At 31.5% G+C, this 13,719-nt stretch carries 14 protein-coding genes; 12 read left to right on the forward strand and 2 right to left on the reverse strand.

The annotated features are described in order from the left end of the window. Window positions 1-21: 21 nt before the first annotated feature. Together ACFSSE_RS02095 and ACFSSE_RS02100 are read right to left on the reverse strand one after the other, a co-directional pair. Window positions 22-600 (reverse strand): non-canonical purine NTP diphosphatase, encoded by a 579-nt coding sequence (locus ACFSSE_RS02095; protein ID WP_379040761.1) that lies wholly within the window; start codon window positions 598-600, stop codon window positions 22-24. A gap of 206 nt (window positions 601-806) precedes the next feature. After that, entirely contained in the window at window positions 807-1,448 is a 642-nt protein-coding gene (locus ACFSSE_RS02100) for a hypothetical protein (protein ID WP_379040760.1), read from the reverse strand. Between the two features lie 83 nt (window positions 1,449-1,531). Here ACFSSE_RS02100 and ACFSSE_RS02105 point away from each other — a divergent pair, with 83 nt between their 5' ends. The 12 genes from ACFSSE_RS02105 to ACFSSE_RS02160 all read left to right on the forward strand — a co-directional run bounded on the left by ACFSSE_RS02105 (window position 1,532) and on the right by ACFSSE_RS02160 (window position 13,718). Next, window positions 1,532-2,386 (forward strand): hypothetical protein, encoded by an 855-nt coding sequence (locus ACFSSE_RS02105; protein ID WP_379040759.1) that lies wholly within the window; start codon window positions 1,532-1,534, stop codon window positions 2,384-2,386. Further along, the gene (locus ACFSSE_RS02110) at window positions 2,383-3,750 is read left to right on the forward strand and encodes a peptidylprolyl isomerase (protein ID WP_379040757.1); all 1,368 of its coding nucleotides are present in this window, start codon (window positions 2,383-2,385) and stop codon (window positions 3,748-3,750) included. Before ACFSSE_RS02105 ends, ACFSSE_RS02110 begins: the two co-directional genes overlap by 4 nt. A gap of 1 nt (window position 3,751) precedes the next feature. After that, window positions 3,752-4,714 carry an AAA family ATPase gene (locus tag ACFSSE_RS02115; RefSeq protein ID WP_379040756.1) on the forward strand — a complete coding sequence of 321 codons (963 nt, stop codon included), beginning with the start codon at window positions 3,752-3,754 and terminating at the stop codon, window positions 4,712-4,714. 261 nt (window positions 4,715-4,975) lie between these two features. After that, entirely contained in the window at window positions 4,976-5,968 is a 993-nt protein-coding gene (locus tag ACFSSE_RS02120; RefSeq protein WP_379040755.1) for a vitamin K epoxide reductase family protein, read from the forward strand. Between the two features lie 125 nt (window positions 5,969-6,093). After that, entirely contained in the window at window positions 6,094-6,561 is a 468-nt protein-coding gene (locus ACFSSE_RS02125; RefSeq protein WP_379040754.1) for a thioredoxin domain-containing protein, read from the forward strand. 189 nt (window positions 6,562-6,750) lie between these two features. After that, window positions 6,751-6,963, forward strand: a complete 213-nt coding sequence (locus tag ACFSSE_RS02130) for a hypothetical protein (RefSeq protein WP_379040753.1) — start codon at window positions 6,751-6,753, stop codon at window positions 6,961-6,963. A gap of 58 nt (window positions 6,964-7,021) precedes the next feature. Further along, complete coding sequence (locus ACFSSE_RS02135) at window positions 7,022-7,993, forward strand: hypothetical protein (protein ID WP_379040752.1); 972 nt, start codon at window positions 7,022-7,024, stop codon at window positions 7,991-7,993. Next, window positions 7,980-8,468, forward strand: coding sequence for a TlpA family protein disulfide reductase (locus tag ACFSSE_RS02140; RefSeq protein WP_379040751.1), 489 nt, complete (start codon window positions 7,980-7,982; stop codon window positions 8,466-8,468). Before ACFSSE_RS02135 ends, ACFSSE_RS02140 begins: the two co-directional genes overlap by 14 nt. A gap of 14 nt (window positions 8,469-8,482) precedes the next feature. Beyond that, window positions 8,483-8,758, forward strand: coding sequence for a cysteine peptidase family C39 domain-containing protein (locus ACFSSE_RS02145; protein ID WP_379040750.1), 276 nt, complete (start codon window positions 8,483-8,485; stop codon window positions 8,756-8,758). A 200-nt stretch (window positions 8,759-8,958) separates the two neighbouring features. Then, a complete protein-coding gene (locus ACFSSE_RS02150) occupies window positions 8,959-10,095 on the forward strand; it encodes a redoxin domain-containing protein (protein ID WP_379040749.1) in 1,137 nt (378 codons plus the stop codon). 75 nt (window positions 10,096-10,170) lie between these two features. Further along, window positions 10,171-12,348, forward strand: coding sequence for a peptidase domain-containing ABC transporter (locus ACFSSE_RS02155; protein ID WP_379040748.1), 2,178 nt, complete (start codon window positions 10,171-10,173; stop codon window positions 12,346-12,348). Between the two features lie 77 nt (window positions 12,349-12,425). Next, complete coding sequence (locus ACFSSE_RS02160) at window positions 12,426-13,718, forward strand: HlyD family secretion protein (protein ID WP_379040747.1); 1,293 nt, start codon at window positions 12,426-12,428, stop codon at window positions 13,716-13,718. The last annotated feature ends 1 nt before the right edge of the window (window position 13,719 follow it).

Genomic DNA, 13,719 nt, shown 5'->3' on the forward strand with positions numbered 1-13,719 from the left:
TAGAATTTATTTCTGGGAATTTCAACCACCTTTCAAAAAAGTAATCAGTTTTTCCATAGCTCTACCGCGGTGGCTAATTTTATTTTTATCAGCTATATTCATTTCAGCAAAAGTAATATCATATCCTTCAGGCTCAAAAATAGGATCGTAACCAAAACCAGCCGCACCACTTTTTTCTTTACGGATAGTTCCGTTTACAATGCCTTCAAAAAGATGTTCTTTGTTGCCAATAATTAAAGAAATAACCGTTCTAAATCTGGCACTTCTATTCTCAATGCCTTTTAATTTTTCTAAAACTAAATCCATGTTTTTTATCGGGTCTCTATCGCCACTGTAGCGAGCAGAATATACACCAGGTTCATTATTTAAAGCAAAAATTTCTAAACCCGTATCGTCTGCAAAGCAACTAATATTATAATTTTTGTACACATAAGTGCTTTTAATAGTCGCATTTTCTTCAAGCGTTAAGCCAGTTTCGGCAATATCTTCAAAGCAACCTATTTCTTTTAAGCTTAATAATTTAAAACTATTGCCAACTTTAATTTGTACTTCTTCTAATTTATTAAGGTTGTTGGTTGCAAATACCAATTGATGCTCCATGTTTTTAAAAGTAAATTTTATTTGGTAAATGGTGTAAGTGTTATTTAAATCATTCTCTCACTCACTCAATCCTTCATTCATTCATTCTCTCATTCAATCCTTCCTTCATTCATTCATTCATTCATTCATTCATTCATTCATTCATTCATTCTCTCATTCAATCCTTCATTCATTCTCTCATTCAATCCCTCACTCATTAAAACTCACTACATTACTTTTAGCTGGTTCCAAAAAATGGTTTTTTTAGGGACATCTTTTTGTAGCTTAGGTAAATCCCAAGTGCCTAAAACTGCTACACCATTGTATATCAATTTTTGATTTGCTACTGCACCAACAATATTTAATATAGCTGGGTTAAAACCAAAAGTTACTATTTTACTACAAGCAAAAAATGTTTTCAGATCTGCAAAATCTAAACTATCATATTTTGCCATATTTAAAATGGCAACATCTTCTAAAGTCCATTTTTTTGCACCCATTATTTTAACCAAAAAATCTAAATCAGTTTTGTTTATAAAATCAACATCGGGGTTGTTTACAATAATTAAAATGTATTTATTGTTTTCGCCTAAGTAATTAAAACTGGTGTTTTTATTAGATTTATTTGGCGCTTGTGCAGGTAATGTTGCTTTAACAGGAGTTTCAAGTTTAGGAATTGTAATATTTATTTTAGGTTCAGTAGTTTTAATTTCTGGTGTTTTAGCAGTTTCTGGTTCAATTGCTTTAGTAATAGCAGGTTCAGTAACTTCTTGATAATTAGCATTTTTTTTATCCTCAGCTAACAAATAAATATCTTCGTCTATTAACAAACTTAAGGCTATTAAATTATCTGTTTGTAGGTTATTCATATTTACAAATTTGTTCAATTATTGTTAAAAAAAGTTAAAGCATGGCTAAAATAAGCTAAAAAGACTTTACTTTCGTTGCATTAATGATGCAATTAGTCAAAAATACAATTAAGCTGCTAATAGGGTGCTTAATTATCATTTCTTGTAATAACTCATCTAATGATAAGCCAATTGCTAAAGCTTATGATAAATATTTGTATTTAAAAGATTTAGAAAGTGTTGTGCCTAAAAATACGCATGGTAATGATAGTATTGCTATTGTAAATGCATTTATAGACCAATGGCAGCATGAGCAAGTGATGCAACACCAAGCAGAAGAAAATGTTAAAGTTGATGAAACAAGTATTCAAGCGCAATTAGAGGTTTATAGAAAATCTTTAATTCGGTTCCAGTACGAGCAAGAGTTAATTAGGCAAAAGTTAGATACCTTGGTTTCTGACAATGAAATAAAGAAATATTACGATAGCAATAAAGATAATTTTCAGCTAAAAAAACCAATCTTAAAAGTATCTTACATTAAACTACCACAAGGTGCGCCTAAAGTATCAATGGTTAAAAAACTTTTTGCGTCAAAAGATATGCGTGACATTGATTTATTAGAGAAATATTGTTTTAAATATTCGCCTAATTTTTCTTTGATGGATACTACTTGGCATTATACAGAAGAGTGGGAGAAAATATTTCCGATTTCTAAAATTTCAGAAAACAATTACAACAATATAAATCGTATTTTTGAAATTTCTGATAATAATGCATTATATCTCATAATTTTGCGAGATTCGAAATTTAGAGATAGTTTGTCGCCTCTGGCTTTTGAAAAAGATAACATTAAAAATCTGATTTTAAATCAGCGTAAGCTTGCCCTTATTAACCAAATGGAGAAAGAGGTTTTTGAGGAGGCACAAAAAAATAACGAATTAGAAACATACGATAAATGAAGAAGTATATAGTTTTAGTAGGCATCATATTGTTAAATATTACCAATATTTATGCTCAAAATAAGGTTTTAGATAAAGTGATTGCCGTTGTTGGAGATAATATTATTTTAAAATCTGAGGTTGACCAACAGTACGCACAATACATTGTACAAGGTAATACTGCAGATGAAAGTACAAAATGCATGTTTTTACAGAATATGTTAAGCCAAAAATTGCTAACGCAACAAGCTGTTTTAGATTCTATAACTGTAGATGAAGAAGATATAGATGGTGAAATAAACCGTAGAATGCGTACGATGACATCAAGAGCGGGTGGGCAAGATAAGTTAGAGGAATTTTTAGGTAGATCTTTGATTCAATATAAAGACGAGATTAGACCTGAAATACAAGAACAATTAGTTGCGCAAAAAATGCAAGCAAAAATTACTGAAAAAGTAGAAGTAACTCCTTTAGAAGTTAAACGATTTTTTGATGCTTTCCCTAAAGATTCTTTACCAGAATTTGGGACAGAAGTAGAAATTGGAGAATTGGTAGTGTATCCAGAGTTAAACAAAAAAGAAAAAGAAGTACCAAAAGATAAATTAGAAGCTTTAAGGTTAAGAATTAAAGGAGGTGATAGTTTTGCTACTTTAGCAAGACTTTATTCTCAAGATCCAGGTTCGGCTAGAGAAGGTGGTGAATTGCCGTTTTTTGACAGACAAACAATGGCTAAAGAATTTACATCTTGGGCTTTTAAATTAAAAGAAGGTGAAATTTCTCCGGTTTTTGAAACAGAATTTGGCTTTCATTTTTTAGAAGTAATTGAACGTAGGGGCGAACAAGTAAGAGCAAGACATATATTAATTATTCCGGAAGTACCTGTGGAAGCTTTAGAAAGAGCTAGGGTTGAAATTGACTCAACATATCGCAAAGTAAAAGAAGGTAAATTAGATTTTTCTACAGCTGCTTCTTTATTTTCTGATGAAAACGAAACCAAATATAACGGTGGGATGATGTTGAATGCAGAAAACGTACAATCAAGAACTACTTTTATTCCTACAGATAGGTTAGACCCTAAAGTGTTTTTAACTATTGATACCATGAAGGTTGGAACTTATTCTACCCCAGCAGTATTTTCTGATGCGAGAGGAAAAATGGGCTATAAATTTTTATATCTAAAAAGTAAAATACCTCCACATAAAGCAAGTTTAGAACAAGATTTACCAAAAATTAAAGATGCTGCTTTTGAAGATAAAATAAATAAAACAGTAAGCCTTTGGTTTGAGAAAAGAAGAAAATCTACCTACGTTAAAATTGATAAAGACTACAGCAGTTGTGATATTTTAAAAGAGTGGATTACTGAAACACCTACAGCGGCTAAATAAGATGAATTACAATTCTGAGGCAGAAGCTATTGATGCACTTAGTGCCACTTACAAAGAGATACGCACCGAAATTTCAAAAGTAATTGTTGGGCAAGATGATGTAGTAAAATCTGTGCTGATTTCTATTTTTAGTAACGGACATTGTTTGTTAGTTGGTGTACCTGGTTTAGCAAAAACATTGTTGGTGCAAACAGTGGCAAATGTGTTAGATTTATCATTTAACCGCATACAGTTTACTCCAGATTTAATGCCTTCGGATATTATAGGAAGTGAAATTTTAGGAGACGATAGAAATTTTAAATTTATAAAAGGTCCAGTTTTCTCAAACATTATTTTAGCTGATGAAATAAACCGTACACCACCAAAAACCCAAGCTGCTTTATTAGAAGCCATGCAAGAAAAATCTGTTACCGCAGCTGGTGTATCGCATCAATTACCAAAACCATTTTTTGTTTTAGCCACACAAAACCCTATTGAGCAAGAAGGAACTTATCCTTTGCCAGAAGCACAATTAGACCGTTTTATGTTTAATGTAAATTTAGACTACCCTTCATTTGAAGAAGAATTAAATATTGTTAAAAATACAACCGGAAGTAAGGTTAATGAATTAAAGCGAATATTAAACGCTGATCAGATTAACTTTTTTCAACAGTTGATTAGAAAAATTCCAGTTTCTGACCATGTTTTAGAATATGCAGTGAAGTTGGTTGCCAAAACAAGACCTAAAGGGCAATATGCAACAGAAGCTGTTAGCAAATACCTATCCTGGGGTGCAGGGCCAAGAGCTTCACAAAATTTAGTAATTGGGGCAAAATGCCATGCAGCCATCAACGGAAAATACTCTCCAGATATTGAAGATATACAAGCCGTTGCAATGCCAATATTAAAACATAGGATAGTACGCAATTACAAAGCCGAGGCCGAAGGTTTAAGTACAGAACAGATTATTGAAGGTTTGTTTTAATCAAATTCTTTTAAAATTAACTTCATTTTAATATTTTGTAAATTCCGTATTGTCTTTAAACTAAATTTGAAAAATAATTAACCTGTAAATGTATTTTGTGTTGTAACGAAGTTAATTCTCAGGCTTGTCCTGCCAATACAAATAATCATTTCAGTTAATTAAATTAACTGAAATCATAATATATTTTAATTTTATTGTTTTTTTTACTGTTGATTTATTTCTATTTAGATTTGTTTATCTATCTAATCAAATCTCAACCGTATGAAATTCAAGGCCTTTGATAATGCTACCATTTCTGCTATCAGATTTTCCGAGTTATTTGGGTTTAACCCAAAATTAAGTTTTAACCAAGCTTTACAGCAACATCCTTATTACCCTAGTTTATTTAGCATAAGTGAAGTTTTAGAACAAGAAGCAGGAATTGAAAACTTTGCTGTTAAAATAACTTTAGCGCAGTTGCAAGAAGTAAATTTACCCTGTTTGGTACATCTGAAAACTAAGGGGGGCGAATACGCCTTAATTAGCCAAATAAAAAGCGATACAGTTTTTTATGAAATTAATGGAAAAAAGTTGAGCATAACCATTGCAGATTTTGAGAAAATTTGGACAGGCGTTGCATTGCTAACCGAAGTAGAAAAGAAGACACTCCAAAAAAGAATAAAACTAACCGACATACAGCCCTACATAATACCTGCTTTATTTTTAACTCTTTTAACTTTTATATTTCTAAATACCTACTCAGCCAGTATTTTTGAACCCTTTGTGTTTACGGGCATATTTTTGTGTTTACTAAGTGGGTTAACAGTTGTAGTATTACTGCTGATTCAAAGTTTAGGTAAAGGAAGTGCATTTATACAACAATTGTGCGGTGCAGATGCAAAACATAATTGCAACCACATTATAAATTCAAAGGCAGCAAATGTTACCCAATGGTTCTCCCTATCAGATTTAGGCTTTCTTTATTTTGCTGGTAATTTATTATTACTATTCTTTAGCCAAAATAGTACCGCAGTAATATTTATTGTTGCTTTTAATTTTTTGGCTTTGCCTTTTACGTTATGGTCTGTTTATTACCAATGGCGCATTGCTAAAACATGGTGCAGGTTATGTTTGGTAATACAAGGCTTATTTTGGGTGCAAGCTTTATTTAGCGTTTATTTTATTACACAAAGTAATTTTGATTTTAGCACAGTTGATGTGCAAAGTGTGTTGCTGTTTTTATTGGTTTACATTACCCCACCATATTATGGCTAAATAGCAAAGCATTATTTAAAAGCCAAAAACAAATTGAACCCTTAAAAGCGCAGCTTAATAAGTTTAAATACAATATAGAAGCATTTACCAACCTTTTAAAAAGCCAAAAACAATATATAGGGGCTTTGCCTAAAACTACCATTATAATGGGTAACAAAAACGCCAGTTTAGAAGTTACCATGGTGTCTAATTCGTTTTGTAATCCTTGCGCTAAAGCACACCAGTTTTTAGAAGAATGGATAGAAAAGGGAGTAGATTTTAAATTGAATATAGTTTACACCTTTAGCATGGCTGATGATGACCAACAAAAACTATTTTTTATACACCTAATGCAATTGCAAAAAGAAGGTTTAAATATAGAAATGGCTTTAAAAGATTGGTACAGCAGCGATTACCAAAAATTAGCTGTTTGGAAAGATAAACACCCTGTAAAAAACAAAGCAGTAGATAAATTACTGCTGTTAGAACAAGTAAATTGGTGCAAACTGAATGAGATAAAAGGCACACCAACTTTTTATATTAATGGTAATGAAATACCAAATGGCTACAGTTTAAAAGAATTAAAGTATGTATTGATGAACCTTGATAATTAACCCAAATGTTAAACTAAAATTCACAGCCTTCTAAATAAAACATAAATAGGAAAGGCCGCCCTAGGGGCAGCCCAACCTGGTTTTACCAACCTCTCGGTCAATAAACAACAATAAAAAATCCCAATAAGGTATTGGGTCTTTAGGTTCTTGTAAAACCTAAAGAATTGCAAATTTATAAAAATAAATAACATGAAAAATTTTGTAAGATTAAGCAAAAATGAAATGAAAATGGTTTTGGGTGGTGATTGGGAAGAGCAAGAGGATCCAGGTGAAGGAGGAGGGACTGTTAGAACTTGTGGCAATAACGATGCGCCATACAATTGTGAAGGTTCTTTAATAGGTTGTTTAAACTCCTGTGTTGAAACTTACGGAAATAGATGTAGTGGTTGTACAGGTAATTAGATTTTAAATTATACCTATGTATGCTTAAATTAATTTAAGCATACATTTTATTTAAGCTATGAAAAGATATCAATTCATTGTAATAGTAATTCTTGGAATTATAACTTCATGTAAATTAAAAGATTTAAATACTTTTAGACCTGTCGTAATAAGTAATATAAAATATATTGATTCTTTAAATGGGGCTTGTGGGGATTTTTTTAATAATCATAATAAATGGGTATTAGAAGGTATTGATTCTATTTCTTTACTAAATAAAACAGTTGAGATGGATTCAACTTTTAAAGGTAGTGGAATCTCAAACTTTAGTTTGTTTTATGAAACAAAATTTTCGACTATAAAAGGAAAGAAATATATTAATTATGAAGTTGATTTGAAGCCAGTTCATTCAGATATTTATGTTAAGAAAAAATATAAGGTTTTTGGGATGAAATCAAATCATTTAAATGAGATTGATTCTTTTTATATTTTTAAAAGCAATTACAAAAGAGGGTTTAATACGTATTTCAATGTTAATTTTATTTCTAATTTATTACCGTGGCAATTTTATATTAAAACTCCTTGTCCTCAAAATAATGCAATTAGTTTTTCTTTAAATAATTTAACATTTCAAAAAAATAAGTTTTCTAAAGAACAAAAAGAATATTTCTCAAGAATAATCAATAATAGTTTTGTTAAATATGTTGAGAAGAATAACATGAGAGTCAAGCCACTACAAAAATTTAGAAATCAATTTTTCCTTAATTTTTATAACAACAAGAAGCGATTAATTAATGTCAAAACAGATTACTCCGTGGATTTGAATTTTAATGAGTCTTTAAATAAAGATTCCATTTATGTTGATTTTAAATATTATTCCAAGAAAAACAAAGAAATGAATATTTTAATTCCAGAGATTTTAAAAACCCGATATGTATTTAATAAAAATCATTTTGACTTGGGTAATCATGTTGATGTTAATCTAACAATTAATTATATAATTTCAGTTTTTATAGGTAATCATAGTTTTATAAGATATGGGGAGTTTTAGCAAAAGAATAGTTTTAATTTTGGTGTGTTTTGTTGGTTTACTTCTATCTGCGAATTTAAGTGCGCAAACATTTTATGCAAATAATACACTCATAACTATTGATAAGGACACCTTAAAGCAAGCCTACTTTAAAGATAAAATTGTTCTGATGAACTTTTGGTTTATAGGCTGTTACCCTTGCATTAGAGAAATTCCAGAACTCAACAAAATAGCAGCGGAGTTTAAAGATAAAATAGTTTTTATTGCTGTTTCAAAAGATAATTCTGCAGATCAAATTAAATATTTTATCAAAAAGTTTCCTTTTTCTTTTACTCAGATTTTACCTAATAAAGAGTTGATTGAAAGCTTAGAGGTTGATTTGTATCCTACTAATTTTTTGTATAATAAACAAGGTAATTTAGTTGTCAAAACCATAGGCTATGAGGAAAATACGATAGCTAAATTGAGAGAGGAAATTGAAAAGTTGGTTAAATAAGCAAATCGTATTGTATGAAACTCTACCGCCAAAAAGACAAAATGGATTGTGGGCCAACCTGTATACGCATGGTGGCAGCACATTATGGACGTAACTTTAGTGTACAAAGGTTACGTAACCTCTCTGGTTTTTCTAAAGAAGGTGTTTCCTTATTAGGCATAGCAGATGCTGCCGAGCAAATTGGTTTTAGGGCAACGGGAGTAAAAATTAATTTAAGCCAACTAAAAGAAGCCGTTTTACCAGTTATTTTACATTGGGGGCAAAACCATTTTGTGGTATTGTATAAATGAAATGAAAATGGTTTAGGGTGGTGATTGGGATGAGGAAGAAGATGGAGATGACGATGGAATTGGAGGTTGTGTTAATAAATGTAGTAGCGAGTGTCCATGTTCTGATTCAAGGGATTGGTGTGTAAACGGATTATGCAAAAGCAGAAATTAAATTTTATTAACAAGCTGGGAGATATCCAGCTTGTTTTCAACTGTAAATAATGAAGACTATAATTTTTATAATTAGCCTGTATTCACTCACAATCACAAATACCTGTTTTTCTCAAATAAAACTTTACGATTTTACTTTAGAAGGTTCAATTAACTTAGATACAGGGATTGTTACTTTAGAATTGGTTGGAGATACTAGCTATTATCCAATAAAGTTGAGGCAATTATCTTCAAGAATTGTAAAGGGTAAGTTTAATTTTAAAGGCAAAATTAATCAACCAACTGCTTTTGAGATTTCTGTAGACAATAGGCAGATATTAACTAAGCTATTTATTATTGATATAGATGAACAAAACATTGAAATTGATATAAATCAAAACAAAACGACTCCAAAAGTTAGTAATATAATTATGGAGAATGATTATCCTAAATACTTAATTGCTTTTGAAAATGTAAGATTAAAAAATAAAATATTAGACGCTAAGTGGGATAGTTTATCAAAAGCATATTCAAATAAAATACCACCTAACATAAAAAGTGGTTTAGATAAGGAACTTAAACAAAGTTACAGAGAATTTGATAGTACTTTATTAGGTTATGTAAAAGAAAACTCTAATTCCTATTATGCGCTTTGGACATTTATAAGACTAATACAATTTGGTTACGATGAAAAGTTTAATGCTATTTATTTGGCATTCTCGGACTCTTTAAAAGCTACTTTTGTAGGGAAACAATTAAAAAGCTATTTAGCGCAAAGCAATTATGAAGCTTTAAACATTCAGCTTAAAAATTTTAAACCATTAAATGCCACTTATTATGAAAAAACAGCTATCAACTACGCAGCTAATAAATTTACACTTTTAGATTTTTGGTACAGCAACTGCAGTCCATGTATAGCTCAGTTTAAGCACTTAAGTTTAATTTATCAGAATTACAAGCCGCTAGGTTTTGAAATTGTTGGTATCTCTACCGATAAATTAAAAAACAAACAGTCTTGGTTAAATATGATTGCTAAGCAAAATTTGAAATGGCCGCAGTTTTTAGATGATAGCGGCGTTGAAAGTGCGAAGCTTGGTATTAGGGCTTTTCCAAGCAATATTTTGTTAGATAAGCAAGGTAAGGTTGTAGCTGTTAATCTGTTGCCATCGGAATTGGATGAATTTTTAGAAAAATATATCAAAAATTAAGTGGGATTTTTAAATTTCGTAACCTACAGTTCTGATCTTCTAACTTTTTTGATAGTTATTTAACAAAAAATAATTTTGAAACTCTACCGCCAACAAGACAAAATGGATTGTGGGCCAACCTGTATACGCATGGTGGCAGCACATTATGGACGTAACTTTAGTGTACAAAGGTTGCGTAACCTCTCTGGTTTTTCTAAAGAAGGTGTTTCCTTATTAGGCATAGCAGATGCTGCCGAGCAAATTGGTTTTAGGGCAACGGGAGTAAAAATTAATTTAAGCCAACTAAAAGAAGCCGTTTTACCAGTTATTTTACATTGGGGGCAAAACCATTTTGTGGTATTGTATAAATGCAAAAATAATAAATTTACCATTGCAGACCCCTCCAAAGGGATGATAACCTATAACCAAAAAGAACTTGCAGAAAATTGGTACGGCTATAAGAACAACGGTTCGTCTTTCGGTATTGCCCTGTTATTAGAACCCACTACGGAATTTTATAAAGAAGAAGGGGACACCGAAAAGCGCAAAGGCTTTGCGGAGTTTTACAGCTATTTTTTTAAGCATAAAAAGTTATTGGTACAATTGGCTTTTGGCTTTGCCATTAGTAGTTTATTGCAATTAATTTTACCTTTTTTAACGCAAGCCATTGTAGATGTTGGTATTAACACTAACGATATTGGTTTTATTTACATTATTCTTATTGCTCAATTTGTATTACTATTGGGCCGGATGAGTGTTGATTTTATCCGTTCGTGGATATTGTTGCACATTAGCACTCGGCTTAACATATCTGTGCTGTCAGATTTTTTGATAAAGTTGATGCGTTTACCTATCAGTTATTTTGATACCAAAATGACGGGAGACATTATGCAGCGCATGAACGACCAAAAGCGAATTGAAAGCTTTTTAACGGGGCAGTCCTTACAGATTATTTTTTCCATGTTCAATTTGGTGATATTTTCTTTTGTATTGGCCTTTTATAACCTCAATATTTTTATCGTTTTTTTAGTGGCGAGTATTCTTTATGGTTTATGGGTTGTAGCCTTTCTCAATCGGCGTAAGCAATTGGATTATAAACGCTTTGCAATATCCTCACAAAACCAGAGCGAGGTAATACAATTGGTAAACGGGATGCAGGAGATAAAACTCAGCGGCAGCGAACAACAAAAACGCTGGAATTGGGAACGCATACAGGCAAAACTTTTTCATTATAATATCAAAAGTCTTTCGTTAGGGCAAACCCAACAAGCAGGGGCAATGTTTATTAACGAAGGGAAAAACTTTTTGATCATATTTATTGTCGCCCAAGCGGTGATTAATGGTCAGCTTACTTTGGGAGCCATGATAGCTATACAATACATTATTGGGCAATTAAGCAGCCCAGTAGAGCAATTGTTGGGTTTTATACAATCTTACCAAGATGCCAGCATTAGTATGGAAAGGTTAAATGAAATTCATGAATTAGAAGATGAAGAACCTAAAGACAAGGTTTTTATGAATGTTTTACCATTAGATAAAAGTATAAATATCAGTAATCTTAGTTTTAAATATCCTGGCGCAGGTAATGAGCCTGTTTTATCAAACATTAATTTACAATTGCCGCAAGGTAAAACTACAGCTATTGTAGGCATGAGCGGTAGCGGAAAAACTACTTTATTAAAATTGTTATTAGGCTTTTATACTCCACAAAGCGGAGAAATAAAAATTGGAAGTACAGATTTTGGGAGCATAAAACCTAAATTTTGGCGACAACAATGTGGCGTAGTAATGCAAGATGGTTTTATTTTTTCTGATACCATAGCCAACAACATTGCCGTTGGTGAAGATTATCCCGACCATGAGAAACTAAACAATGCCATTAATATGGCTAATATTCAAGATTTTATACAGGCTTTGCCCCTAGGTTTACAAACTAAAATTGGAGCAGAGGGAAATGGAATTAGTCAGGGTCAAAGGCAAAGGTTATTGATTGCGAGGGCAATTTATAAAAACCCAGCTTATCTATTTTTTGATGAGGCTACCAATGCCTTAGATGCCAATAATGAAAGCCAAATTGTTGAAAACATGAACGCCTTTACCAAGGGTAAAACAGTAGTTGTAGTTGCACACAGATTAAGCACTGTACGCCATGCAGATCAAATAGTGGTTTTACATAAGGGTGAAATTGCTGAATTTGGCATACATGAAGAATTGACAAGTTTGAAAGGTAAATATTATGATTTGGTCAAAAACCAGTTAGAATTAGGAGTTTAAATAGAAGGGCTTACGGAGTTTTTAAAACTTTGTAAGTCTAGAAAAAAAACAGGCTTTTGCCACTAGCTTAATAAAAAATGCCGATAACTGAAGAACAAAACTTACACAGCGAAGAAGTACAAGAAATTATTACTGATACACCGCCATGGTTACTGCGTTGGGGTTTAACTGTATTTTTTTTGGTACTGGTAAGCATCATTTTATTTGCTGCCTTTATAAAAATGCCAGATAAGGTAAATGGTAAATTAATAATAGAAAGCGCAAACAAGCCGGAAGAAATTATTGCTCATACGCAAGGCAAGCTTACCCATTTATTTGTGAAAGAAAATAGTTTGGTAGATAGTTTTGCAATTTTAGGATACATGGAAAGCAATGCCAAGCCAGAACAGGTTTTGCAGATAAATAGCTTGATGGATACCATCCAAAAATTTGCGAGTACCAATAATCTAGAAAGCTTAAGTAATTTAAACCTAATTAACCCTCAGCATTTGGGAGAACTACAAAATCCATTTCTGATATTTTCTCAGTCATTTATAGAGTTTAAAACCTTTTTAAGTAGAGGTTATAACAGTCAAAAAAGGTTTGCAATTTTAAAAGAAATAAGCGACCTCGGCTTGCAAAAACAAAGGTTATTTAATCAACAAAAAATTTACGAACAAGATTTTGAAATAGCCACAAAAGAATTTGAAGCTAATAAAAAGCTTTTGGAGGGTAAGGTAATTTCTTCGTTAGAGTATAAAAGAGAGGAAAGTAAATATTTAAACAAAAAAATTCCGCTAGAAAATATAGAATCTTCAATATTAGGAAACCAAAGTTCTCAAAATTTGAAGAAACAAGAATTAGAAGATTTAGCAAATCAGATACAGATTCAAAAGTTGAACTTCTTAGCAAAAGTTAACCAGTTTAAAAGTGAGATAGATAGCTGGAAATTGAACCATGTATTGCAAGCAAAAACTAACGGTAAAGTTGTATTTAATCGTTTTTTAAAACAAGGAGATTTTGTAGAACCCAACAAAGTACTGTTTTATATCTCGAATAAAAATAATGGCGGTTTTATTGGGGAAATGGCGATTGGGCAGTATGCTTTAGGTAAAGTTAAAGAAGGGCAAAATGTGGTGGTGCGTTTAAATGCTTTTCCTTACCAAGAATATGGGGTGTTAAATGGTAAAATTAGTTATTTGTCTAATCAAACTGTTTCAGATTCTATTTATATAGCAAGAGTAGTTTTTGAAAATGGTGCGATAACGTCCTATAAAAAACGACTGGATTTAAAAAATGGCTTAGTTGCCGAAGCAGAAATCATCACTAAAAAAAGAAGTTTATTAACCAAGTTGTTTGGTAGTTTATATGCTATGTTTAGTAATGAATAAA

Source organism: Pedobacter alpinus (assembly GCF_042684645.1).
Taxonomy (GTDB): Bacteria; Bacteroidota; Bacteroidia; order Sphingobacteriales; family Sphingobacteriaceae; genus Pseudopedobacter; species Pseudopedobacter alpinus.

What these genes read in the sequence shown, in the direction of transcription:
- ACFSSE_RS02095 (WP_379040761.1), bottom strand. Translation starts at nt 600, where the DNA reads ATGGAGCATCAATTGGTATTTGCAACCAACAACCTTAATAAATTAGAA.
- ACFSSE_RS02100 (WP_379040760.1), bottom strand. Translation starts at nt 1,448, where the DNA reads ATGAATAACCTACAAACAGATAATTTAATAGCCTTAAGTTTGTTAATA.
- ACFSSE_RS02105 (WP_379040759.1), top strand. Translation starts at nt 1,532, where the DNA reads ATGATGCAATTAGTCAAAAATACAATTAAGCTGCTAATAGGGTGCTTA.
- ACFSSE_RS02110 (WP_379040757.1), top strand. Translation starts at nt 2,383, where the DNA reads ATGAAGAAGTATATAGTTTTAGTAGGCATCATATTGTTAAATATTACC.
- ACFSSE_RS02115 (WP_379040756.1), top strand. Translation starts at nt 3,752, where the DNA reads ATGAATTACAATTCTGAGGCAGAAGCTATTGATGCACTTAGTGCCACT.
- ACFSSE_RS02120 (WP_379040755.1), top strand. Translation starts at nt 4,976, where the DNA reads ATGAAATTCAAGGCCTTTGATAATGCTACCATTTCTGCTATCAGATTT.
- ACFSSE_RS02130 (WP_379040753.1), top strand. Translation starts at nt 6,751, where the DNA reads ATGAAAAATTTTGTAAGATTAAGCAAAAATGAAATGAAAATGGTTTTG.
- ACFSSE_RS02135 (WP_379040752.1), top strand. Translation starts at nt 7,022, where the DNA reads ATGAAAAGATATCAATTCATTGTAATAGTAATTCTTGGAATTATAACT.
- ACFSSE_RS02140 (WP_379040751.1), top strand. Translation starts at nt 7,980, where the DNA reads ATGGGGAGTTTTAGCAAAAGAATAGTTTTAATTTTGGTGTGTTTTGTT.
- ACFSSE_RS02145 (WP_379040750.1), top strand. Translation starts at nt 8,483, where the DNA reads ATGAAACTCTACCGCCAAAAAGACAAAATGGATTGTGGGCCAACCTGT.
- ACFSSE_RS02150 (WP_379040749.1), top strand. Translation starts at nt 8,959, where the DNA reads ATGAAGACTATAATTTTTATAATTAGCCTGTATTCACTCACAATCACA.
- ACFSSE_RS02160 (WP_379040747.1), top strand. Translation starts at nt 12,426, where the DNA reads ATGCCGATAACTGAAGAACAAAACTTACACAGCGAAGAAGTACAAGAA.